At 54.4% G+C, this 23524-nt stretch carries 18 protein-coding genes; 5 read left to right on the top strand and 13 right to left on the bottom strand.

Annotation, left to right across the window (positions count from 1 at the left end):
- Nucleotides 1-21: 21 nt before the first annotated feature.
- Nucleotides 22-651, top strand: a complete 630-nt coding sequence (locus tag RHM61_RS04455) for a YitT family protein (protein ID WP_322249944.1) — start codon at nucleotides 22-24, stop codon at nucleotides 649-651.
- Nucleotides 652-656: 5 nt separating this feature from the next.
- Here RHM61_RS04455 and RHM61_RS04460 read toward each other — a convergent pair whose 3' ends face one another.
- Nucleotides 657-1655: a GlxA family transcriptional regulator gene (locus RHM61_RS04460; protein ID WP_322249945.1), complete on the bottom strand. Its 999-nt coding sequence runs from the start codon at nucleotides 1653-1655 to the stop codon at nucleotides 657-659.
- Nucleotides 1656-1830: 175 nt separating this feature from the next.
- Here RHM61_RS04460 and RHM61_RS04465 point away from each other — a divergent pair, with 175 nt between their 5' ends.
- On the top strand, nucleotides 1831-2937 hold the full coding sequence (locus tag RHM61_RS04465; RefSeq protein ID WP_322249946.1) for an S-(hydroxymethyl)glutathione dehydrogenase/class III alcohol dehydrogenase: 1107 nt from the start codon (nucleotides 1831-1833) through the stop codon (nucleotides 2935-2937).
- 286 nt (nucleotides 2938-3223) lie between these two features.
- Complete coding sequence (locus RHM61_RS04470; protein WP_322249947.1) at nucleotides 3224-4348, top strand: beta-ketoacyl-ACP synthase III; 1125 nt, start codon at nucleotides 3224-3226, stop codon at nucleotides 4346-4348.
- A gap of 77 nt (nucleotides 4349-4425) precedes the next feature.
- Here the strand turns inward: RHM61_RS04470 and RHM61_RS04475 are convergent, their stop codons facing one another.
- Complete coding sequence (locus tag RHM61_RS04475) at nucleotides 4426-4947, bottom strand: TlpA disulfide reductase family protein (protein WP_322249949.1); 522 nt, start codon at nucleotides 4945-4947, stop codon at nucleotides 4426-4428.
- A 34-nt stretch (nucleotides 4948-4981) separates the two neighbouring features.
- Entirely contained in the window at nucleotides 4982-5440 is a 459-nt protein-coding gene (locus tag RHM61_RS04480) for an Lrp/AsnC family transcriptional regulator (RefSeq protein WP_322249950.1), read from the bottom strand.
- 130 nt (nucleotides 5441-5570) lie between these two features.
- On the opposite strand from RHM61_RS04480, the gene lysA reads away from it, so the two are divergent.
- Nucleotides 5571-6812: a diaminopimelate decarboxylase gene (lysA, locus tag RHM61_RS04485; RefSeq protein ID WP_322249951.1), complete on the top strand. Its 1242-nt coding sequence runs from the start codon at nucleotides 5571-5573 to the stop codon at nucleotides 6810-6812.
- Between the two features lie 20 nt (nucleotides 6813-6832).
- Here the strand turns inward: lysA and sodC are convergent, their stop codons facing one another.
- Nucleotides 6833-7348 (bottom strand): superoxide dismutase [Cu-Zn] SodC, encoded by a 516-nt coding sequence (gene sodC, locus RHM61_RS04490; protein WP_322249952.1) that lies wholly within the window; start codon nucleotides 7346-7348, stop codon nucleotides 6833-6835.
- A 14-nt stretch (nucleotides 7349-7362) separates the two neighbouring features.
- Complete coding sequence (locus RHM61_RS04495; protein ID WP_322249953.1) at nucleotides 7363-8148, bottom strand: phytanoyl-CoA dioxygenase family protein; 786 nt, start codon at nucleotides 8146-8148, stop codon at nucleotides 7363-7365.
- A 161-nt stretch (nucleotides 8149-8309) separates the two neighbouring features.
- Between RHM61_RS04495 and RHM61_RS04500 the strand changes: the two genes are divergently transcribed.
- Nucleotides 8310-9380: a 3-deoxy-7-phosphoheptulonate synthase gene (locus tag RHM61_RS04500; protein ID WP_322249954.1), complete on the top strand. Its 1071-nt coding sequence runs from the start codon at nucleotides 8310-8312 to the stop codon at nucleotides 9378-9380.
- Here the strand turns inward: RHM61_RS04500 and RHM61_RS04505 are convergent.
- The 8 genes from RHM61_RS04505 to rpoB form a co-directional block, all read right to left on the bottom strand.
- Nucleotides 9357-10727: a formimidoylglutamate deiminase gene (locus tag RHM61_RS04505; RefSeq protein WP_322249955.1), complete on the bottom strand. Its 1371-nt coding sequence runs from the start codon at nucleotides 10725-10727 to the stop codon at nucleotides 9357-9359. The genes RHM61_RS04500 and RHM61_RS04505 overlap by 24 nt on opposite strands.
- The gene (gene hutG / locus RHM61_RS04510) at nucleotides 10724-11515 is read right to left on the bottom strand and encodes an N-formylglutamate deformylase (RefSeq protein WP_322249956.1); all 792 of its coding nucleotides are present in this window, start codon (nucleotides 11513-11515) and stop codon (nucleotides 10724-10726) included. Before hutG ends, RHM61_RS04505 begins: the two co-directional genes overlap by 4 nt.
- Before the next feature lie 28 nt (nucleotides 11516-11543).
- Nucleotides 11544-12299: an IclR family transcriptional regulator gene (locus RHM61_RS04515; RefSeq protein WP_322249957.1), complete on the bottom strand. Its 756-nt coding sequence runs from the start codon at nucleotides 12297-12299 to the stop codon at nucleotides 11544-11546.
- Between the two features lie 85 nt (nucleotides 12300-12384).
- Nucleotides 12385-13062 (bottom strand): SPOR domain-containing protein, encoded by a 678-nt coding sequence (locus tag RHM61_RS04520; RefSeq protein WP_322249958.1) that lies wholly within the window; start codon nucleotides 13060-13062, stop codon nucleotides 12385-12387.
- Between the two features lie 17 nt (nucleotides 13063-13079).
- Nucleotides 13080-13847 (bottom strand): type III pantothenate kinase, encoded by a 768-nt coding sequence (locus RHM61_RS04525; RefSeq protein WP_322249959.1) that lies wholly within the window; start codon nucleotides 13845-13847, stop codon nucleotides 13080-13082.
- A gap of 10 nt (nucleotides 13848-13857) precedes the next feature.
- Nucleotides 13858-14676, bottom strand: a complete 819-nt coding sequence (locus RHM61_RS04530) for a biotin--[acetyl-CoA-carboxylase] ligase (RefSeq protein WP_322249960.1) — start codon at nucleotides 14674-14676, stop codon at nucleotides 13858-13860.
- Between the two features lie 90 nt (nucleotides 14677-14766).
- Nucleotides 14767-18993: a DNA-directed RNA polymerase subunit beta' gene (gene rpoC, locus RHM61_RS04535; protein ID WP_322249961.1), complete on the bottom strand. Its 4227-nt coding sequence runs from the start codon at nucleotides 18991-18993 to the stop codon at nucleotides 14767-14769.
- Nucleotides 18994-19222: 229 nt separating this feature from the next.
- Nucleotides 19223-23329 carry a DNA-directed RNA polymerase subunit beta gene (gene rpoB, locus RHM61_RS04540; protein ID WP_322249962.1) on the bottom strand — a complete coding sequence of 1369 codons (4107 nt, stop codon included), beginning with the start codon at nucleotides 23327-23329 and terminating at the stop codon, nucleotides 19223-19225.
- Nucleotides 23330-23524: the final 195 nt, after the last annotated feature.

Here is a 23524-nt window from a genome sequence, read left to right on the forward strand (position 1 = left end):
CCCTTTATCGATTGCCACGCCATGACTCACACCGTTCAGTCCAAACGCCATCTTGCCCACAGCGTGATCGAAGACATCCTCGCCATCCTCACCGGCACGCTGTTTGTCTCACTCGGCATTGCCTTATTCAATCAGGCCGGCTTACTCACGGGTGGCACGGCCGGTTTGGCATTTCTGGTGCATTACCGCAGCGGCATGTCGTTCGGCAGCGTATTTTTTCTGATCAACTTGCCGTTTTATTACTTGGCCTGGAAACGCATGGGTTGGCAATTTACGCTCAAGACTTTTTGCGCAGTCGCCTTGGTATCTGTGCTCTCGGGCATACACCCGAAATTAATCCATTTAATTGATGGTAATCTGTACACGCCGTTTTATGTTGCCGTGGTCGGCGGCATCATGATGGGGGTGGGTTTCGTGGTCTTGTTCCGTCATCAAGCCAGTCTGGGCGGCATCAATATTCTCGCCTTGTACCTGCAACAAACCCGCGGCATTCGCGCCGGCAAACTACAAATGGGGCTCGATTTCTGCATCGTCTTGGCCTCACTGGCGGTGGTCTCGCCGCTCGCGCTCGGGGCCTCGATACTCGGGGCCTTCGCGCTTAACTTGGCCATCAGCCTCAACCACCGTCCCGGCCGTTACGTGGCGGTTTGACGCGGCTATCCGGTCAGTGCCGCCCGATAGGCGCGCGGTGACAGATGGCCGTGCTTTTGCAGCAAACGTCGTAACTGGTCGGCACTGCCGACACCACAGCGTGCGGCGATGGCTTTGAGTGCCAGTTTTTGCGCGCCGTCGGCGGCCAACAATTGTTGCGCCAATTCGACGCGAGCATCGTCGACGAAGGCTTGCGGTGTCATTCCCGTTTTGGCCAGAAAATGGCGACTGAAATTGCGCACGCTCATGTCCAACAAAGCCGCCAAGCGCGCATTCGACAAATCGTGCTGTAGATTGGCACACATCCATTGCTGCAAATCACGCACTTGCCACTGGCTGGTTTTTTGACTCAGCAAGTGGCTGCTGAATTGCGATTGTCCGCCCGGACGTTTCAGATACACCACCAAATCACTGGCCACTTCGAGCGCGAGCGCGTGACCGCAGTCGGCTTCGACAAAGGCCAGTGCCAAGTCAATCGCGGCAGTCACGCCCGCCGAGGTCCAAATATTGCCGCTACGAATAAAAATCGCATCGGCATCGACCTTGACGGCCGGATAATCTTGCTCAAACTGTTGCGCCACACTCCAGTGTGTGGTCGCAGGCTGTCCATTGAGCAAACCGGCTTCGGCCAAAAAAAATGCTCCCGAACACAAGCCGGCCAGTCGTCCTATGCGTCCGGCGGCTTCACGCAACCAATCGATGAGTGCCGGATTATCGCTCAGTGCGCTGGCAATCTGGCGCGAGCCGACGATGATGGCATCATCGGGCAAGGCCAATAAAGACAGGGCTTTATCAGCCTGCAAACTCATCAGGGTATCGGAAGCCACAGTGCCGCAACGTTGCGCGACGATACGAACATCGTAAGCCGCTGGTAAACCTTGCCGGCGGCGGTGCACGTTGGCATATTCAAATACCGACATCGGCCCGATCGCCTCGAGCGCCTTGAAACCGGGGTAGACGATCAGATCGACCGTGCGTGCTGCGGGCAACGACGTAGCTGACATAAAAATCTCCTTAAAGCAATATTCCAGCATCATAGACGCTTTCGCCATAGCCGACAAAAGCGGCCAATTTTACTGCGAATGCAGCCAAATAATTCGACAATTGTGCTTTGAAGCACTTATATCACAGACAATCGTGCATCAGCTCATTCACCTCTGTCACATCAAGAAAGCGCATATGAAAACCAAAGCCGCCGTCGCCTGGAAAGCCGGAGCACCGTTGAGCATCGAAGAAGTCGATCTGGCCGGGCCACGCGAAGGCGAGGTCTTGATAGAAATAAAAGCCACCGGCATTTGCCATACCGATTACTACACGCTCTCGGGTGCCGATCCTGAAGGTTTATTTCCCGCCATTCTTGGCCATGAAGGTGCCGGCGTGGTGGTCGACACCGGACCGGGTGTCAGCAGCTTACGCGCCGGCGACCACGTGATTCCGCTCTACACGCCGGAATGCCGCCAATGTAAATACTGCCTGTCACGCAAAACCAATCTGTGCCAGGCGATACGCTCGACCCAAGGACGTGGGCTGATGCCCGACGCCAGCTCGCGCTTCTCGCTCGATGGTAGCCCGCTGTTTCATTACATGGGCACCTCAACCTTCTCGAATTACATCGTGGTGCCGGAAATTGCCGTCGCCAAGGTGCGCGAAGATGCACCGTTCGATAAAATTTGCTACATCGGCTGTGGCGTCACCACCGGCGTCGGTGCGGTCGTCTTCAGCGCCAAGGTGGAAGCCGGTGCCAATGTGGTGGTGTTCGGCTTGGGCGGCATCGGCCTCAATGTGATTCAAGCGGCGCGCATGGTCGGCGCCGATAAAATCATCGGCGTCGACATCAACCCGCAGCGCCAAGAGATGGCGCGGCGCTTCGGCATGACGCACTTCATCAACCCACGCGAGCACGCCAACGTGGTCGATCACATCATGCAACTGACTGATGGCGGTGCCGACTATTCTTTCGAATGCATAGGCAACACCGAAGTGATGCGGCAAGCACTGGAATGTTGCCACAAAGGTTGGGGCCAATCATTCATCATCGGGGTCGCCGCCGCCGGTGAAGAAATCAGCACACGGCCGTTTCAACTCGTCACCGGTCGCTCGTGGAAGGGCTCGGCATTCGGTGGCGCACGCGGTCGCACCGATGTGCCGAAAATTGTCGATTGGTATATGGAAGGCAAGCTCAACATCGATGACCTGATCACGCATCGCTTGCCGCTCGAGCGCATCAATGAAGGTTTCGATTTGATGAAAAGCGGGGAATCAATACGCTCAGTAGTGATTTTTTAAGGCGAGCAGCACCATAGCAAGCGCGACAAGCGCGCTTGCCAAATGAGTGCAATCGCGATGTGATTGCTTATTTGTTCTTATTTGCTCTTATCAGCATGCGAAATATCATCAATAAGCCGGCTACTGAGCCGATTTAAAAATTTCCGAATAAGTACTCTATTTCTTGAACCACGGCAGTCCGGTGGTGGCGTTTCTGTGTAGAATCGGTGGACACAGTCGCGCATTGAGCGCATTCACCAGACATCCCTCTACAGCGCATGCGCTGTCCGGTACAAGAAAGATAACGATGCACCAAGTAGTCATCAGCGGCACCGGCCTCTACACGCCGACGGAATCGATCAGTAATGAAGAATTGATCGCCTGCTATAACGCCTATGTTCAAAAATTCAATACCGACCATGCCGCCGAGATTGCCGCAACGACCGTCACGGCGCTGGAAGAATCGAGTGTTGCCTTCATCGAAAAAGCTTCCGGCATCAAATCGCGTTATGTAATGAACAAGTCGGGCGTGCTCGACATTGCGCGCATGGTGCCCACCTTGGCCGAACGCCCCGATGAGCAAGCCTCGCTGATGTGCGAGATGGCCGTGGTGGCTGCGCGTCAAGCACTCGAACGGGCCGGCCGCACGGTCGCCGATGTCGATGCCGTGATTTGCGCAGCCAGCAATATGCAGCGCGCTTACCCGGCCATGGCCGTGGAAATTCAAGCGGCGCTCGGGATCGATGGCTATGGTTTTGATATGAATGTGGCCTGTTCTTCGGCTACCTTCGGCATTCAAGCTGCGGTCAGCGCGATTCAAAGCGGCCAGGCGCGCGCCGTGCTGGTCGTGAGTCCGGAAATCACCAGTGGCCATCTGAACTGGCGTGATCGCGACAGCCATTTCATTTTTGGCGATGCCTGCACCGCCATCCTGCTCGAACGCGCCGACTGCGCGAGTTCACCGCACCAATTTGAAATCGTCGGATTGAAATTAAAAACCCAGTTTTCCAATAATATCCGCAATAATTTCGGCTTCCTCAACCGTGCCGACGAGAGCGGCATCGGCCAAGCCGACAAACTGTTCCGCCAGCAGGGCCGCAAAGTTTTCAAAGATGTCTGCCCGATGGCGGCAAACATGATCAGCAGCACGGTGGCAGCAGCTGGCATCGAGATTGCCGCGGTCGAACGTTTCTGGTTGCATCAAGCGAATTTGAACATGAATTTGTTGATTGCCCGCCTGATACTCGGGCGTGATGCCACAGCGGCCGAATCACCGACCATTCTCGACACCTACGCCAATACCTCGTCGGCTGGTTCGATCATCGCCTTCCACAAGCATCAGGAAGATTTGGCGGCCGGTGCCGTCGGCGTGATTTGCTCGTTCGGTGCCGGCTATTCGATCGGCTGCGTGGTGGTCAAAAAACGCGCTTGACAGACCTGATCTAGTCGAAAAAAAACCTGCCGCAATTGCTCAGGGCAGGTTTTTTTCTTGCTGGACAATGCGCTCAGTCACGCCGCCAGTGCTTGCTCCAACAAAGTATGCAACTCAGCAAACGAAGGTTCGCCAATATAGCGTTTGAGTATAGTGCCTTGCTTGTCGATCACATACGTGGTCGGGGTCAGTTTGACTTCACCGAAGGCGCGCGCCAACTTACCATCGAGGTCGAGTGCCACATGGAAGGGCAACTGTCGCGTTTCGGCAAAATTGACGACGTAATCGGGTCTATCGTAACTCATCGCCACGGCGACATATTCCAAACCTTGGGCGTGGTATTGATTAAACGTTTCGACCATGCGCGGCATTTCAGCTACACAAGTAGTGCAAGAGGTGGCCCAAAAGTTGACCATCACTACCTTGCCGCGCAAATTGGCGCTGTCGATTTTTACCCCCTTGAGGTTGGTAAATACCACCTGCGGCATGTGGTTTTTACTCGCCAGCGATTGATAAAACAAGCCGCCCAAGCCGGCCAGCGCGAGCGCGGCCACCAGCGCGAAAGCCAGGAATTTACGCGGTGAAGAAGGTGCCAACATCAAACTGTCCAGTGCAAAATAGATTCGAACACCATTATACGTTTTCTAAGCACGCCGGTGCGGCTATCGGCTTGCCAGCCACATGCGTGGTCAATACGATGGCGGTCGAGGTCGAACCGTAGGCGTTGAGTTCATTGATGATGCGCTGCAAATGTTCGACATCGGTGGCCAGCACACGCATGACGGCACCGTCTTCGCCGGTCACCGTATAGCAATCGATGATCTCAGGACAGGCTGCCACATAGTCGGCATACGGCCGCCCTTGCTGCGTCGATAGCCGTATCATGGCCGTCATCTGGTAGCCGAGCGCCTTGGGATTGATATCGGCGCGATAGCCGCGTATCACCTGCGCTGCTTCGAGTCGCTTGATCCGTTCTGAAACGGCCGGCTGGCTCAGGTGAACCTGACGACCGATTTGTGCATGCGAGATACGTGCATCTTGCTGCAGCAGCAGCAAAATTTTACGGTCAAACTGATCAATTTTAGAATTCATAAGCATTTCGCATTATTTTCGATTCAATTCAATTGCATGGAGGCATATCTCTTATGGAAGCACCTTCATTTCAAGCACCAAGCTTGTTAAAGTAGAGCTTACACTAATCAACCCAGAAGCGACCGTACTCATGGCCAATCACATCAGCAATTCTCAAATCGCGCAGATTGCGCAAGACTATGCCACCCCTTGCTGGGCCTACGATGCGGCCACGATTCGCGCCCAAATCGCCCGTCTCAAACAATTCGATGTGATCCGCTTTGCGCAAAAAGCCGCCAGCAACATTCATCTGCTGCGCCTGATGCGTGAACAAGGCGTGCTGGTCGACGCGGTATCGCTCGGTGAAGTGGAACGGGCGCTGGCGGCCGGCTATGTACCGGGTTCGGACCAGGTACATGCTCCGATCGTGTTTACCGCCGATTTGCTCGACCGCCATGCCCTCAAACGCGTGGTCGAACTCAATATTCCAGTCAATTGCGGTTCCCCGCAAATGCTGGAGCAATTGGGCCAAGCCCACCCCGGCCATCAAGTCTGGCTGCGGATTAACCCCGGCTTCGGACACGGGCACAGCCGCAAAACCAATACCGGCGGCGAGCAGAGCAAGCACGGCATCTGGTTTGAAGAATTACCGGCGGCATTGCGCTTGATTGATCAATACGGTCTGCAACTGCACGGCTTGCACATGCATATCGGTTCCGGTGTCGACTATGATCACTTGCAAAGTGTCTGCGATGCCATGATCGCCCAAGTTAACACCGCTGGACGCGACCTGCGAGCCATCTCCATCGGCGGCGGTTTGTCGATTCCATATCAAAGTGGCGAAGCCGAAGTCGATACCGCGCATTACTTTGCTATGTGGGAGCAAGCCCGTCGCCGCATCGAGGAGCATCTCGGCCATCGCATCAGCATGGAAATTGAACCGGGACGTTTTTTGGTGGCGCAATCAGGCTTGTTGATTTCTGAATTACGCGCGCAAAAACAAGTCGGCAGTAATTTTTTCAGTTTCGTCGATGCCGGCTTTAATGATTTGGCGCGGCCCGCCATGTATGGCAGTTTCCATCGCATCAGCGCGCATGCGCCCGATGGTACGCCGCGCAGCAATACGCTACGGGCCACCGTGGTGGCCGGCCCCTTGTGTGAATCAGGTGATGTATTTACTCAAGAGGAAGGCGGCGTGGTCAGCAGTCAGGCGCTGCCGAGCTGCGAAATTGGTGACTTATTCGTATTTCATGATGCCGGCGCGTATGGTTCGAGCATGTCGTCGAATTACAATTCGCGCCCGCTGATTCCGGAAGTATTGGTCGACGGCGCGCAAATCACACAGATTCGCCGCCGTCAGACCGTGCAGGAGTTGATCGCGCTCGAACTCTGAGGCGCCACTCCTGTCTTGGTTTACACCACGCCGCAAGCCATGCGCGCACCGCCACCACCGAGTGGTGCCGGGTGGTCGCTGTGGTTATCACCACCGGCATGCACCATCAGGGAATGGCCGACCAAATCAGCCGCTTTCAGGCGCGGTGCCAGCAGCGGATAAGTGGCCGTGCCATCGGCGGCGACCACCAGAGCCGGCAAATCACCGCGATGACCATTCTGATAAGGGCCGAGATGGACAGCGGTTTTTTCCGGATCCCAATGACCGCCGGCTGCCAAGGCGGCCGTCATCACACCTTTGTTGTCGGCAGGCGCGCAAGAGGCGTTAACGTGCACATGGAAACCGTGTGCGCCGGCCGGCAAGCCGGTCAAGGCTGGGGTGATCAAGAGCCCGTAAGGGGTATCGCTCAAGGTGACCGTGCCGGCTGGGCCGAGATTGCCGCTGGCATCGACAAATTGCAAAGCAACGGTTTGTGCTTGCGCCAGGCCGGCGAACAAACTGCAGGCTACCAGAGCCAGTTTCAAATTCTTTAACATAGTAACTCCTAAAATTATGCTGTAGGGCCGCCCACTATACCTGCTTTTTCAAACAGCGGGATTTCCGGCAAACTGGCCGAGCGCGACCCCGCCACGGGGAAATTGTCGGGTGCGCGGTAAGTGAACACCAACGAAAACTTGGTGGCAGCAGTTTGATTGCGGCCAGCGGCATGGAACAAATTGCTGTGAAACAATAATGCATCGCCCTGCTGCAAAGGCACGGTGTGCGCTTGCGCCAGCAAAGATTGATTTCCAGCAAAATCACTGCGTAAAAATTGCGCGGAATCGGTTTGCTCCGCGGACAACTCCCAGCGCTGCGAGCCGGGGATCACCGACAAGCAACCATTTTCCAGCGTTTCATCGCGCAAGGCCAACCAAGTCGACACCAACTCGGCGCGGGCAAAATGCCAGTAGCGACTGTCGCGGTGCCAGCCGGTCAAGCTTGAATAGCGTGGCTGCTTAGTCATAATGCAATTGTGATGCGCTTGCGAAAGCATCACCCCTGGTCCGAGCAACTGTTGCAGCGGCCCCGCCAGCGCGGTGTCGGCCCATTGCTGTAGCATTGGTGCACGCGCATAGGCTTGCAACAAGCGCCGTACCGTGTGGCCACCGGCGGCATCGACTGCGCTGGGTGCGCCCGGGTAGGCGGTGTCGACTTCCAATTCCAGCGGCCCGTGCGCTTGTTCAAGTTCGTGCTCGGCATACGCGATCACAGATTGACAGAATGCCGCATCGGCGGCCCGCCGCAGTATCAGAAAACCATGGGTGTGAAAATCATTCAATTGGGCAGAACTGAGCATGACACGAGCCATTCAAAAAATCACAAAACACTATTGTGCCATGTCTGCCGCAACACGAACGATACAGATCACGCCACACCCGACGACAACAATTCCATCTATGCCCTGCGGCAAGTCGACAAATTGCGCGATAATGGCAGCAAATTCACTTTCACAACACCATGACACTCGCCATTCTAGAAAACATCAACGTCAGTTCCTTCGACACCATGCCCACGCCGGCCGAATTACATGCCCGCCTGCCACTGAGCGAGCGCGCTGCCGACACGGTCGAGCACAGCCGAGCAGCACTGCGCGCCATCCTCGAAGGCCAGGATAAGCGCTTGTTCGTCGTCGTTGGCCCCTGCTCTATCCATGATCCGCTGGCTGGGCTCGAGTACGCACGCCGCCTGGTCGCACTGCAAGAAGAAGTCAAGGATGTGATGTTGCTGGTGATGCGCGTGTATTTCGAAAAACCGCGCACCACCACCGGCTGGAAGGGTTACATCAACGACCCGGACATGGATGATTCTTTCCGCGTCGATGTCGGCATGGAAAAAGCGCGCCGTTTCCTGCTCGATGTCTGTGAACTCGGTCTGCCGACCGGTACCGAAGCACTCGACCCGATCTCGCCCCAGTATCTCGGTGATCTGATCGCCTGGACCGCCATCGGTGCGCGCACCACTGAATCGCAAACGCACCGCGAAATGTCGTCAGGCTTATCGACACCGGTCGGTTTCAAGAATGGTACCGATGGCGATATCAGCATTGCCATCAATGCTATTTTATCAGCCTCGCATCCACATTCCTTCCTCGGCCTCAACGATCAAGGTCGTGTCGCGATTGTGCGTACCCGCGGCAATCAGCATGGCCACGTAGTCTTGCGCGGCGGCGGTGACCGACCGAATTACGATACCGTTTCAGTCGCGATGGCGCAGCAGGCACTGATCAAGGCAAAATTACCGCCGCACATCGTCATCGATTGTTCGCACGCCAACAGTTACAAGAAAGCCGCGTTGCAACCGCTGGTGATGGCCGATGTGGTCAATCAGATTGTCAACGGCAACCAAGCCATCGTCGGCGTCATGATCGAATCGAATCTGCTGGCCGGCAATCAGGCGATTCCAGCCGACTTGAGCCAATTGGTCTACGGTTGCTCGGTCACTGATGCTTGTGTCGATTGGTCGAGCACGGAACAGATGCTGCGCAGTGCGGCCGATCGACTGCGCTCACAGCGCACGCAGGTTCTGTAAGCAGGCAATGTAATCGGCAGCGATGGCGGCTTGCTGATGGTGGCGGCCGTTTTCCACCACTAATTGGCCACCGACAATCACATCGCGCAGCAGATTATCATTGCCGCAAAACAACCAGGTATTGAGCACATCGTCCAGAGCTAAGCCAGCCAAATTCGGATGGCACTCGTCCAGCACCAGCAAGTCGGCACGCCAGCCGACCTGTAGTTGGCCAACGCGACGGCCGCTGGCTTGCGCCCCGCCTTGCAACGCGGCATTCCATAAATAATCGCCGACGCGGCGCTGTTTTTCATCACGGGCAATATTTCTTTGCTGTAAGCGCAAGCGCTGACCATACTCGAGCCAGCGCAATTCTTCCACCGGGCTATGCGAGACATGGCTGTCGCTGCCTATGCCAAAGCGACCGCCGACGGCCAGATAGGCAGGCAAATCAAAGAAACCATCACCGAGATTACCCTCGGTACTCGGACAAATACCGGCCACGGCAGCACTGGCGGCCAGCGCCGTGACTTCGTCCGCATTCAAGTGCGTGGCATGTACCAAACACCAATGCTGATCGACCAAACCCGTCGCGAGCAAGAGCTCGACCGGGCGCTTGCCAGTCGTACGCAGACAAGCATCGACTTCCCTGGTTTGCTCGGCGATATGAATATGAATCGGTCGCCCCGCCGGCATGCCTGCATGCAGCTCGGTGATTTGTGCCAGATTCGCCGCCCGTAGCGAATGGGGGGCTGCGCCGATTTCGAGCGCCGCACTACGCAACGGTTCCAGTGCAGCCACCAGAGCAAGCACATCGCTGACCTCGGTGGCAAAGCGGCGCTGGTCTGCACGCAAGGGCACATCGGCGAAATCGGCGTGACTGTACAATACCGGCAGCATGGTCATGCCGATGCCGGCCGTTGCCGCCGCGGCAATCACGCGGCGCGCCGTTTCAGCCTGATCCGGATACCAAGCGCCATCGGGCGCGCGATGCAAATAATGGAATTCACACACCGAGGTGTAACCATGGCGCAGGCATTCACTGTAAATTTGCGCCGCAATCGCCTGCATTTGTTGCGGGGTCAATTGCAGCGCATAGCGGTACATCAAGTCACGCCAAGTCCAAAAACTATCCCCCGCGGTAGCGGCTACTTCGGTCATCCCGGCCAGAGCACGTTGAAACGCATGCGAATGTAAATTTGTCATGCCAGGCAACACCAGCCCAGCCTGACGCTCACCATCCTGTGGCGTGGCTGCCGTTTCCAGCGCCACGATGTCACCGGCCGCATCAAACTGCAGCCGTACCCGTTCGGTCCAGCCTTGCGGCAGCAAGGCGGCGTGGGCAAACAAACTGTCTAAGCGTCTCATGCGCCCACCCAATCCAAACTCGCACGCAGTAAGCGACCAAGCAAGGGCTGCACTTGTGCCGCCAAATCAGGACGATACGCGAACGGCGCAGTTTCATTCATATAAACACACTGACTCATCTCCAGTTGTACCGCATGGATACCCTTCTGAGGCTGGCCATATTGCCGCGTGATGTAACCGCCCTTGAAGCGGCCATTGAAAACGTGGCTATACCTGCCGTCTTGTTCCAGACAAGTGGCCAGTGCTTGCTGTAACCCGGCTGCGCACGATTGCTGATCGACCGTGCCGAAATTCAAATCCGCTAAGGTGCCGGCGAAAAACCGTGGTACTTGCGAAGCAATCGAATGGGCTTCCCACAACACTACCCGACCATGCAAGGCCAGCAAACGGGCCAGCTCAGCTTGTAATTGCCGGTGATATGGTTGCCAGTAAGTGGCGATGCGCTGTGCTGCTTCTCGCTCATCCGGCAAGTTTTCCTTCGCATACAAGGCTTGTTTGTCAAAGGTATCGACTGGGCATAGTCCGGTGGTATCTTGGCCCGGATACAAATTGGCATCGTCAGGCGCGCGGTTGAGATCGATCACATAGCGTGAATAATTGGCGCTGAGGGTAGAAGCTCCGAGCGCTTGCGCCATGTGGTAAAGCTGCGGCAAATGCCAATCGGTATCAGCCTTGAGCTGAGCCACTGGCAACATCTGCGCGCCGATCTCGGGCGGGATCACCGTGCCGGCATGGGGCATGGAAATCAGCAACGCGGTACTGCCTGGGTGAAATTCAAAACTGTTCATCGGTCGGCTCACTGAAAAGAAACACAGATTAAGTTTGCTGCAAGCGGCTGCTAAGGCGATCAGCCGCAGCCAAGGTCAGCGTGATTAATTCTGGCTGACGGCCCAAGCTACGCTGTAGCGGTGCCATCAAAGACAGGGTCGCTTGCAATTGTTGATGCGCTGAAAAAACCGGTACGCTGACACCCCAGATACCGGCATCGACTTCACTTTCGCTGGTGGCGTAACGCTGCAGACGGATTTGCTGCAACTGGGCCTGCAGCGCATCAAGTGCCGCTGCGCTCTGCGGCACTTGGCTGAGAAAATCGGCCGTGATCAGCTCTTGTTGCGAATCTGCTGGCAAGTAAGCCAGCAAGGCTTTGGCCGAGGCGCCACGCACTGTGACATGCGCACGCCCTTTGGCAAACGAACAGCGTAAAGCCTGCGGACTATCTTGTAAGGCAATGCACATTACTTGGCCATTGAGATGACATAGTAAGCCCACACTCTCACCGGAACGCTCTACCAGCCTATCGATTTCAGAACGCGCCGCGGCAATAAGCCAAGAATGCTGATCGTAACTCCAGGCCAATTGCAAGGCCAGCGGTCCGGCTTCGTAATGACCGGAGTGCTGGTGCTCCTGCACCAAACCCCATTTTTTTAAGGCCAGCAATTGCCGATAGACGGTGCTCAAAGGCTGCCCGGTTTGCGCCGCCAAGTCGCGCGCCGACAGCGCTTGGCCGTGGCGGGCTATGCACGACAGCAACTGTAACTGGCGTTCATTCTGAGGGACGGGAGCAGTAGTCATCGCGCCAACTTAAGCAGGAAAGACTTCATGCTAGCACTTAGCTGAGAATCTGCAAGCGATGATTCCCACTCAGTGAGAATACGACTCAGTTTTTACGGTAGGCGGCATTCTGACAAGTGCGCACTTCTTGGTTTGGGTAGGCCACCGTGATCAGATCGAAGCGCGCTTTCTCGTCCTGCGTGAGTGCGCGCAGCTGGTAGGCGAACTTACTGGTCGCCGCCGTGCGCGGCATAATACGCGCGGTATGCACCCCTTTGTTGCTGAGCGCAAGCAGATGCTGCTTAGCCGCTTCCTCAGACTTGAACACGCCTAGCGAAATACCCCAGCGCAGCGCGGTATTTTCCTGCATCACAAAAAAATCGGCCACGCCGATGCGGCGCAATTCGGCCACTTTTTTGTCTGCGCCCTCTTTGCTACCCTGCGAAGGAATATAGACCATATGCGAAGCCACATCACTGACGTTGAGGCGCGACTGGCGGTCGCCCAAAGCCAAGGTTTGCAACTGCTCTTCAACTTTTGCCGCCTCGCTCTGTAAAAAATTCCCCAGTTCGAGGCAAGCGATCAGCTCAGCCTTTTTCACCGGCGCTGGCGCGCTCGCCAGCGCGGCAGCGGCCGTCAACGGCAGCAATTGCTCGACGTGGTGTTGCATTTTAAGGCGGCTCGGCTCATGCGTCTCCCACGACCAATGGCCGAGATAACCCAAGTTGAATGCCAGTAAAAACGCATTCAATACCAGTAAGCCCCAGAAAAAAAATCGCAGCATGATGAAACTCTTTCAATTCAGTCCGGGCTCGATTGTGCCACGACCAACAGGCCGGTCAATACAAGATTAGCACTGTGTTCACATTCAAAACCAAGATGCGGCAACAGATAGCCTGCGGCACCACCGGAAATCAGACAGATCACTGGCCCAGCGCTACGCGCGATCAAAGCTTGCCGCGCCAAACTCAAGGCCCCAACCTGGGCATGGATACAGCCGCTGACGATGGCCGCAGCGGTATTGCTGGCAAATAAATGCGCCACATTCAGGCTTTCGGCTACCTGCGGCAATTGCGCCGTATTGTGAGCCAGCGACTCAGCCATCAATTTCAAGCCCGGCAGTATCATGCCACCGAGAAAATCGGCTTCGGCCGTCAAAGCATCGATCGTGGTCGCCGTGCCGCAGGTAGCAATCACTACATTCTGCCGCGGGTACAGCGCACGCGCAGCCAGTGCCGAAGCGAAGCGGTCGCAGCCGAGTTGTGTCGGATGATCATAACAATTGCGTACCCCGGCCAACGCCGCCTGTGCGGTAAACCAGTGCGGCGTCAGCGCAGGAAAGGCTTGCCCGAGCACATCGGTCAGACGCGCTTGGATCGCACGGCCAGCCACATTGGAAATCAAGATACGCGTAACTGGGAACGCCGCCAAGGCGGCCGGCAAGCTATCGAGCTCCGCGTGTGCCAAGGAATCCATCGCCAACCACAGCGTCACCACATCAGGCTGCGCAGTCGGACTCGGGATAGCCCATTTGATACGGGTATTACCAGCGTCAATGACTAATAACATAAGTACTTTCTTAAACAGGGCGCAGCGACACATCGCCGGCCCAGACCGTCACTTGACCACTATCAGTTTGCAACACCAAGCAGCCAGCCAAATCGACCCCGAGCGCTATGCCTAGATGCAATACCCGACCATGATCGATGATCTGTACGGCTTCCTGCGCATACGCATGCAAGCGATTCCAACGTGGCAAGAACGGCGCAAAGCCTTGCAGATCAAATTGCTCGCAACTAGCAGCCAGATGGCGAATCAGTTGCGCCATCAGTGCATTTCTATCCATCCGCGCTAACCACGGGGCGTCGGCAACCGCGTTGCCAATGCGCGCTTCCAGTTCATCCGGCACGATCAAGTTCAAGCCGATACCAACGACGACCCAACTACCGCCGCCTTCAGCCTGCGTGCTTTCGATCAATATTCCGGCGAGCTTCTTTCGCTCGCGCAGCACATCATTCGGCCATTTCAATTGTACCTGCACATCGAGTTCGATCAAGGCTTCGGCCAGTGCGACCCCGATTGCCAAGGGCAAGCCTAGCAAGCCATGCACTGGTTGGCGCATACGCCAGGCCAGTGAAAAGGTCAACAATTCACCGCCCTCGCTGAGCCAACTGCGACCGGCGCGGCCGCGCCCGGCAGTTTGTTGTAATGCCAAACGTAAAACGGCAGTCTCCAGTTCGGGCAAGCGCGCCATCAAATCGGCGTTGGTCGAACCGGTACTGGCGACGACTTCTATCTGCAGCGCTCGGAACTCGCTGGGAAGCAAGGCCGCAATCGCGGCGGCATTCACGGCCACGCCTAAGGCGGCAGAAGGAACAGGAGGAGGAAATTCGGACATGGAGGACTATGTTTGAACACAAAAAAAAACGGCACCGCGAATACTGCCACGGTGCCGTCTTACTTACGTTGCTGAAAATTTCAGCAAGGCTTACGCATCACCCTCGATGTCGCTGGCGACTACTTCAGGCATAGGCGCGAAGATGGCTTTCTCAGCTTCGAGCATAGCCAAACGTTCATCGGCTTCCCAAGTTTCTTTCAACTTGCGTGCACGATGGAAGGCCAAACCGGTACCAGCAGGTATCAGACGACCGACGATGACGTTTTCTTTCAAACCGCGCAAGCCATCTTTTTTACCCATGATCGCCGCTTCCGTCAGAACCCGTGTGGTTTCTTGGAACGATGCCGCAGAGATGAAGGAATCTGTCGACAAGGAAGCCTTGGTAATACCAAGCAAGATATTTTCATATGTTGCAGGGATACCGTTGGCCGCAGCGACGCGATCATTTTCATCAAGCAATTCCGAACGCTCAACCTGTTCACCGACGATGTAGTTGGCATCACCCGGATTGACAACGACGACGCGACGCAACATCTGACGCACGATCACTTCAATGTGCTTGTCATTGATCTTCACGCCTTGCAAACGGTATACATCTTGCACTTCGTCAACGATGTAACGCGCCAAAGCTTCGATACCGAGCAAACGCAAGATATCTTGCGGATCGGCCGGGCCGTCGACAATCATCTCACCTTTGTTAACAACTTGACCATCATGAACCAAGACTTGCTTGTCCTTGGTGATCAAGAATTCATGCTTCTCGCCATCCATGTCGGTGATTTCCAGCCGTTGCTTACCCTTGGTTTCTTTACCGAAGGCAACCGTACCAGTCACTTCCGCCAGCATACCAGCGTCTTTTGGCGAACGCGCTTCAAACAACTCGGCAACCCGTGGCAAACCACCGGTAATATCACGTGTTTTTTGCGATTCGGTAGGAATACGCGCCAAGACTTCACCAACGTGCACTTGCTGGCCATCTTTGACGGTGATCAGCGCGCCGACTTGGAAGCCGATCGTTACCGCATGCTCGGTACCCGAAATCTTGACTTCTTCGCCTTGCTCATTGAGCAATTTGACTTGCGGACGCAGGGTTTTACCTGCGGCGCTGCCGCGACGTTTCGCATCGATCGCCACCAGAGTGGACAAGCCTGTCACTTCATCAACCTGCTTGGCAACCGTCACGCCTTCTTCGACATTCTCGAATTTAACGGTACCGGTGTATTCGGTAATGATAGGACGGGTCAATGGATCCCAAGTCGCCAAAGCAAAACCGGCTTTGATGACCATGCCATCTTTCACGATCAACATGGCACCGTACGGTACTTTATGACGTTCACGTTCACGACCGTGGTCGTCGGTGATCAACACTTCACCGGAACGGGAAATAACGATCTGGTCGCCCTTGCCGTTGGTAACGTAACGCATGGTGGCCGTGAAACGGATGACACCATTGGATTTCGCTTCCACCGACGAGGCCACTGCCGCACGCGACGCTGCACCACCGATATGGAAGGTACGCATAGTCAGCTGTGTACCTGGTTCACCGATCGACTGCGCCGCGATCACGCCGACTGCTTCGCCGGCATTGACCATCGAGCCGCGACCGAGATCACGACCGTAACACATGGCGCACAGGCCGTAGCGTGTATCGCAAGTCAGCGGGGTGCGGACCTTGACTTCATCGATGCCGAGGCGTTCGATTTCTTCGACCGAATTTTCATCGAGCAAAGTACCGGCTGCGTACAGTGTTTCTTGCGTTTCCGGATTGACGATGTCATTGGCCGAAACGCGACCGAGTATCAGTTCGCGCAAAGGTACATTGACTTCACCGCCTTCGACGATGGCTTTCATCGATGAACCGTTGGAAGTGCCGCAGTCATCCTCGATCACCACCAAATCTTGGGTCACATCGACCAGGCGACGCGTCAGGTAACCGGAGTTCGCGGTTTTGAGCGCGGTATCGGCCAGACCTTTCCGCGCACCATGCGTGGAAATAAAGTACTGCAACACGTTCAGACCTTCGCGGAAGTTCGCGGTGATCGGCGTTTCAATGATGGAACCATCCGGTTTCGCCATCAGACCACGCATACCGGCGAGCTGACGAATCTGCGCTGCGGAACCGCGCGCGCCGGAGTCGGCCATCATGTAAATGGCATTGAACGATTCTTGTGTGCCGACGCTGCCGTCACGACGGGTGACCGGTTCAACTTTGAGTTGTTCCATCATCGCCTTGCCGACTTCATCACCGGTCTTGCCCCAGATATCGACCACTTTATTGTAACGCTCGCCGGCAGTTACCAAACCGGACGCATATTGCTGTTCGATTTGTTTGACTTCGTGTTCGGCCGCAGCCAACAAGGTGACTTTTTGTGGCGGTACCAACATGTCATCGATACAGATAGAGATACCGGCGCGCGTCGCGAGGCGGAAACCCATTTGCATCAATTGATCGGCAAACACGACCGTGGCGCGCAGACCGCACTTACGGAACGAGGTATCGATCAGTTTCGAAATTTCTTTTTTCTTCAAGGCGCGGTTAAGCACGGTGAAGGGCAAGCCCTTAGGCAGAATTTCCGACAAAATCGCACGGCCTACCGTGGTTTCGTAACGCTTGATGGTTTTAACGAATTCGCCGGTTTCCAAATCTTTCGGGAACTCGGTAATCCGCACGGTAATCCGTGTGCTCAGTTCGACTTCCTTGTTGTCCCAGGCGCGGATCGCTTCTGACACATCAGGGAACATCATGCCTTCACCCTTACCGTTGATTTTTTCACGGGAAGCGTAGTACAGACCCAAGACGATATCTTGCGATGGAACAATCGACGGTTCGCCGTTGGATGGGAACAGAATATTGTTCGAAGCCAGCATCAGGGTGCGCGCTTCCATCTGTGCTTCAATCGACAGAGGAACGTGGACCGCCATTTGATCGCCGTCAAAGTCGGCATTGAAAGCGGCGCAGACCAGCGGATGCAGCTGAATCGCTTTACCTTCGATCAATACCGGTTCAAACGCTTGGATACCAAGACGATGCAAAGTCGGTGCGCGGTTCAACATAATCGGATGTTCGCGGATGACTTCCTCGAGAATATCCCAGACTACCGGCTCTTGAATCTCAACCAGTTTTTTCGCCGCCTTGATAGTCGTTGCCAGACCCATCAATTCCAGCTTGTTGAAAATAAACGGTTTAAACAATTCCAAAGCCATCAGTTTCGGCAAGCCGCACTGATGCAATTTCAATTGCGGGCCCACGACGATCACGGAACGACCCGAGTAATCGACGCGTTTGCCCAACAAGTTTTGACGGAAACGGCCGCCCTTACCTTTGATCATTTCAGCCAGCGATTTCAGCGGACGCTTGTTCGCGCCCGTCATGGCCTTACCACGACGACCGTTATCGAGCAGCGAATCGACGGCTTCTTGCAGCATCCGTTTTTCATTACGTGTAATGATTTCCGGTGCGCGCAATTCCATCAGACGCTTGAGACGATTGTTACGGTTGATGACGCGGCGATACAGATCGTTCAGATCGGAAGTCGCGAAACGGCCGCCATCGAGTGGCACCAAGGGACGCAATTCCGGCGGCAAGACCGGCAAGACTTCCATGATCATCCAATCCGGTTTGATGCCGGAACGTTGGAAGGCTTCCAGCACTTTGAGGCGCTTGGCGTATTTCTTGATCTTGGCTTCGGATTTCGATTCTTTCAATTCCACGCGCAGAGTTTCTGCATCGCGGTCGATATCGATAGAACGCAGCAATTCGCGGATACCTTCGGCACCCATGAAGGCAGTGAATTCGTCGCCATGTTCTTCGTATTTGGCAGCGTAATCATCTTCCGACATGATCTGGCATTTTTTCAACGGAGTCATGCCTGGATCGGTGACGACATATGCTTCAAAGTACAGTACGCGTTCAATATCGCGCAATGTCATGTCGAGCACCATACCAAGACGCGATGGCAGCGACTTGAGGAACCAGATATGGGCAGTTGGCGAAGCGAGTTCAATATGACCCATGCGCTCACGACGAACTTTGGCCAGAGTAACTTCAACGCCGCATTTTTCGCAGATCACACCGCGATGCTTGAGACGCTTGTATTTGCCGCACAAGCATTCGTAATCCTTGATAGGACCAAAAATCTTGGCGCAGAACAAGCCGTCACGTTCAGGTTTGAAAGTACGATAGTTGATGGTTTCCGGCTTTTTAACTTCGCCGTAGGACCACGAACGGATCTTGTCTGGTGATGCCAGACCGATTTTGATCGCGTCAAACTGTTCGTTCGGTTGGACTTGCTTGAATAAATCGAGCAGGGCTTTCATGGGTTCACTCCAGTAAAGCGTCGTGAAACGCTGACTTTATGGTGCTGCAACAGAAACGCTCTCGTCTGACCCTGTTCGCATCAACGGGAGAGCCAGGTCGGATGACCTTGGTTCCGCTGATACCGGGAACGAAGAACTGCTTCTAAACTGCCGGCCTAATGACCAACGCCCGAAGCGAATTCGGGCGGTGGCTGGGTACTGCTGGAGTGGCTTACGCCACCCCTTTACTTTAGTTACGTTCGAGATCGATATCGATACCGAGCGAACGGATTTCCTTGACCAGGACGTTGAACGATTCCGGCATGCCGGCATCGATCACATGGTCGCCCTTGACCAAGTTTTCATACACTTTGGTACGGCCGTTGACGTCATCCGACTTCACCGTCAACATTTCCTGCAACACATACGATGCGCCGTAAGCTTCGAGCGCCCATACTTCCATCTCACCGAAACGCTGACCACCGAACTGGGCTTTACCACCGAGCGGTTGTTGCGTGACCAGCGAGTAAGGACCGGTCGAACGGGCATGCATCTTGTCATCAACCAAATGATGCAGTTTCAAGACGTGCATGTAACCGAGCGTGACCTTGCGTTCGAAGGCTTCACCGGTACGGCCGTCAAACAGGGTGACCTGGTTTTTCGACGGTGTCATACCGAGTTGCTCAGCGATGTGATCAGGGTAAGCGAGGTCAAGCATGCGACGGATTTCACTTTCGTGAGCACCATCAAACACTGGGGTCGCAAACGGCACACCATGTTTCAAGTTGTTCGTCAATTCCAAGATTTCGGCATCGGAGAAATTGTCGAGATCTTCAGTTTTACCCGATTCGTTATAAATCTTCTTGAGGAAATCACGCAACTCTTCAATTTTTGCTTTTGCTTTGAGCATTTCACCAATGCGCAAGCCCAAACCTTTTGCCGCCCAACCCAGATGGACTTCGAGAACCTGACCAACGTTCATCCGTGAAGGAACACCCAGAGGGTTCAACACGATGTCAGCCGGGGTACCATCAGCCATGTAAGGCATGTCTTCGATAGGAACGATGCGCGAAACCACACCCTTATTACCGTGACGACCCGCCATTTTATCACCTGGCTGCAAACGGCGCTTGACTGCGAGGTAAACCTTGACCATTTTTTGTACGCCTGGCGGCAATTCATCGCCTTGCGTCAGTTTGGTGCGCTTCTCTTCAAAAGCCAGATCGAACTGATGACGCTTTTCTGCGATCGAATCTTTGATCGCGACGAGCGCAGCAGCGGCATCATCGGCTGCCAAACGAATATCAAACCAATGGTATTTATCGATGCTGGCCAGGTATTCTTTGCTCAGCTTGCTGCCTTTGCTCAGTTTAGCCGGACCGCCATCAGCGATTTTGCCATCAAGCATACGTTCGAGACGTTCGAAGGCATCGCCTTCAACGATACGCAACTGATCGTTCAAATCGAGGCGATAACGCTTCAATTCATCATCGATAATTTGTTGCGCACGCTTGTCGCGTTGTATACCTTCGCGTGTAAAGACTTGTACGTCGATGACTGTACCAACCATACCGGAAGGCACGCGCAGCGAAGTATCTTTCACGTCCGAGGCTTTTTCACCGAAAATCGCGCGCAGCAATTTTTCTTCCGGTGTCAGTTGCGTTTCGCCTTTAGGCGTTACTTTACCGACCAAGGTATCGCCGGCAGTCACTTCTGCACCGATGTACACGATACCGGATTCATCGAGACGAGCGAGCTGATTTTCAGCAAGATTCGAAATATCGCGAGTAATTTCTTCGGCGCCAAGCTTGGTATCACGTGCAACAACCGACAACTCTTCGATGTGAATCGAGGTGTAGCGATCATCAGCGACGACTTTTTCGGAGATCAAAATCGAATCTTCGAAGTTATAACCATTCCATGGCATGAAGGCAACCAACATGTTTTGGCCGAGTGCGAGTTCGCCCATATCGGTCGAAGCACCATCTGCCAACACGTCACCCTTAGCAACCACGTCGCCGACCTTGACGATAGGACGTTGGTTGATATTGGTATTCTGATTCGAACGCGTGTACTTGATCAGGTTGTAAATATCAACACCGACTTCACCAGCTTGCGCTTCAGCATCATTGACGCGAATCACGATACGACCGGCATCGATATAATCGACTTTACCGCCACGCAATGCTTGTACCGTTGTACCGGAATCGATCGCCACAGTCCGTTCAATGCCGGTACCGACGAAAGCTTTCTCAGGACGCAGACAAGGCACGGCTTGACGTTGCATGTTGGCACCCATCAAGGCACGGTTCGCATCATCATGTTCCAAGAATGGAATCAAGGAAGCCGCAACCGATACCACCTGACCAGTGGCCACGTCCATGTACTGGACACGTTCCGGCGAGACCAAGATGGTTTCGCCAGCTTGACGCGAAGAAACCAATTCATCGGTCAGCGTACCGCCTTCATTGATGGTCGCATTCGCCTGAGCGATGATGTAACGACCTTCTTCAATCGCCGACAGATAATCGATCTGTTGAGTGATCTTGCTGTCAGTAACTTTACGATACGGTGTTTCGAGGAAGCCGTATTCATTCAAACGCGCATACAAAGCCAGCGAGTTGATCAGACCAATGTTCGGTCCCTCTGGTGTTTCAATAGGGCAAACACGACCATAGTGGGTTGGATGAACGTCACGTACTTCAAAGCCGGCACGTTCACGTGTCAAACCACCAGGTCCGAGCGCAGAAATACGACGTTTATGCGTAATTTCCGACAAAGGATTGGTTTGATCCATAAACTGTGACAACTGCGAGGAACCGAAGAATTCACGGATCGCGGCAGAAATCGGCTTGGAATTGATCAAGTCATGCGGCATCAAGTTATCGGCTTCGGCTTGGCCGAGGCGTTCTTTGACGGCACGTTCAACCCGTACCAAACCGGCACGGAATTGATTCTCAGCCAATTCACCGACGCAACGTACACGACGATTACCCAAGTGATCGATATCATCGACTTCGCCGCGACCATTGCGCAGTTCTACCAAAATCTTGATCACGGCCAACACGTCTTCGTTCGACAAAGTCATGGCACCAGTCAATTCATCGCGACCAATGCGGCGATTGAATTTCATGCGACCAACAGCCGACAAATCGTAACGCTCTTCGCTGTAGAACAAACCGTTGAACAAAGCTTCGACGGAATCTTCGGTCGGTGGTTCGCCAGGACGCATCATGCGATAGATCGCCACACGTGCTGCCATCTGATCGGCCGTATCATCGGCACGCAGAGTTTGGGAAATGTAGGCACCTTGATCGAGATCGTTGGTGTACAGCGTTTGGATATCGCTGACATGCGCTTCGCGCAAACGGCCGAGCAATTCTTCGGTCAGTTCATCGTTGGCATTGGCGATGATTTCGCCGGTGTCATTATCGATGATGTTTTTAGCGATCACGCGGCCGAGCAAATAATCTTCCGGTACGGAAATATGCTTGATACCACCGGCTTCGATTTCACGCACATGCTTGGCGTTCACACGTTTGTCTTTAGCGACAATGATCTTGCCAGATTTATCAGCAATATCAAAACGTGCTACTTCACCACGCAAACGCTCAGGAACGAATTCCATTTCAGCGCCATCGTTATGCAAAGTAAAGTTATCGAAGACAAAGAAATTCGCCAAGATCTGCTCATTGTTCATGCCTATGGCACGCAACAAGATCGTGACCGGCATCTTGCGACGACGATCGATACGGAAGAACAGAATATCTTTCGGGTCGAACTCAAAATCGAGCCACGAACCACGGTAAGGAATGATACGGGCCGAGAACAAGAGCTTGCCCGAAGAATGCGTCTTGCCGCGGTCATGTTCAAAGAACACACCCGGGGAACGATGCAACTGGGAAACGATTACACGCTCGGTACCATTGACAACAAACGAACCAGTCGTCGTCATGAGCGGCAATTCGCCCATGTAGACTTCTTGTTCTTTCATTTCTTTGACGACCGGCTTGGTTGGCGATTCTTTATCCAGAATCACCAGACGTACTTTCGCACGCAATGGCGAAGCATAGGTCAAACCGCGCAATTGGCATTCCTTGACGTCAAAAGCAGGATCGCCTAAAACGTAAGATAAGAATTCCAGGCGTGCAAATCCATTGTGCGAAACAATAGGGAAAATCGATGTGAAAGCAGACTGCAAGCCTTCATTTTTACGGTTGGCCGGCGTTCTTTCTTCTTGCAAAAAGCTTTGATACGACTCGATTTGAGTCGCCAACAAGAACGGAACGTTGTGGACGTTGGCGCGTTTCGCAAAAGATTTACGAATACGCTTCTTCTCAGTAAATGAGTAGTGCATGGACACTCCGTGAGTGACAAGGAAGGATGGAGAATTCAGAATTCCTGTCACAAATTAATCAACTCTGCGACAAAAAACCTCAAGTCTCAGCCCTCGGTCTTATCTTGATAAACAGCTCAACAACCCGAAACGACGTAGTAACGGCAAAGAGCCAAAGAGGAACCCTCTCTTGCGAGAGGATTCCTGCCTTTGACT

The organism is Undibacterium sp. CCC3.4, from assembly GCF_034347425.1.
Lineage (GTDB): Bacteria > Pseudomonadota > Gammaproteobacteria > Burkholderiales > Burkholderiaceae_D > Undibacterium.

Excerpts from the sequence above, each read along its gene's own strand:
- RHM61_RS04475 (WP_322249949.1), bottom strand. The coding sequence starts at position 4,947 with ATGTTGGCACCTTCTTCACCGCGTAAATTCCTGGCTTTCGCGCTGGTG.
- RHM61_RS04465 (WP_322249946.1), top strand. The coding sequence starts at position 1,831 with ATGAAAACCAAAGCCGCCGTCGCCTGGAAAGCCGGAGCACCGTTGAGC.
- RHM61_RS04470 (WP_322249947.1), top strand. The coding sequence starts at position 3,224 with ATGCACCAAGTAGTCATCAGCGGCACCGGCCTCTACACGCCGACGGAA.
- RHM61_RS04480 (WP_322249950.1), bottom strand. The coding sequence starts at position 5,440 with ATGAATTCTAAAATTGATCAGTTTGACCGTAAAATTTTGCTGCTGCTG.
- RHM61_RS04505 (WP_322249955.1), bottom strand. The coding sequence starts at position 10,727 with ATGAGACGCTTAGACAGTTTGTTTGCCCACGCCGCCTTGCTGCCGCAA.
- RHM61_RS04500 (WP_322249954.1), top strand. The coding sequence starts at position 8,310 with ATGACACTCGCCATTCTAGAAAACATCAACGTCAGTTCCTTCGACACC.
- RHM61_RS04530 (WP_322249960.1), bottom strand. The coding sequence starts at position 14,676 with ATGTCCGAATTTCCTCCTCCTGTTCCTTCTGCCGCCTTAGGCGTGGCC.
- rpoB (WP_322249962.1), bottom strand. The coding sequence starts at position 23,329 with ATGCACTACTCATTTACTGAGAAGAAGCGTATTCGTAAATCTTTTGCG.
- RHM61_RS04515 (WP_322249957.1), bottom strand. The coding sequence starts at position 12,299 with ATGACTACTGCTCCCGTCCCTCAGAATGAACGCCAGTTACAGTTGCTG.
- RHM61_RS04495 (WP_322249953.1), bottom strand. The coding sequence starts at position 8,148 with ATGCTCAGTTCTGCCCAATTGAATGATTTTCACACCCATGGTTTTCTG.
- RHM61_RS04455 (WP_322249944.1), top strand. The coding sequence starts at position 22 with ATGACTCACACCGTTCAGTCCAAACGCCATCTTGCCCACAGCGTGATC.
- rpoC (WP_322249961.1), bottom strand. The coding sequence starts at position 18,993 with ATGAAAGCCCTGCTCGATTTATTCAAGCAAGTCCAACCGAACGAACAG.
- RHM61_RS04520 (WP_322249958.1), bottom strand. The coding sequence starts at position 13,062 with ATGCTGCGATTTTTTTTCTGGGGCTTACTGGTATTGAATGCGTTTTTA.
- sodC (WP_322249952.1), bottom strand. The coding sequence starts at position 7,348 with ATGTTAAAGAATTTGAAACTGGCTCTGGTAGCCTGCAGTTTGTTCGCC.
- lysA (WP_322249951.1), top strand. The coding sequence starts at position 5,571 with ATGGCCAATCACATCAGCAATTCTCAAATCGCGCAGATTGCGCAAGAC.
- hutG (WP_322249956.1), bottom strand. The coding sequence starts at position 11,515 with ATGAACAGTTTTGAATTTCACCCAGGCAGTACCGCGTTGCTGATTTCC.
- RHM61_RS04525 (WP_322249959.1), bottom strand. The coding sequence starts at position 13,847 with ATGTTATTAGTCATTGACGCTGGTAATACCCGTATCAAATGGGCTATC.
- RHM61_RS04460 (WP_322249945.1), bottom strand. The coding sequence starts at position 1,655 with ATGTCAGCTACGTCGTTGCCCGCAGCACGCACGGTCGATCTGATCGTC.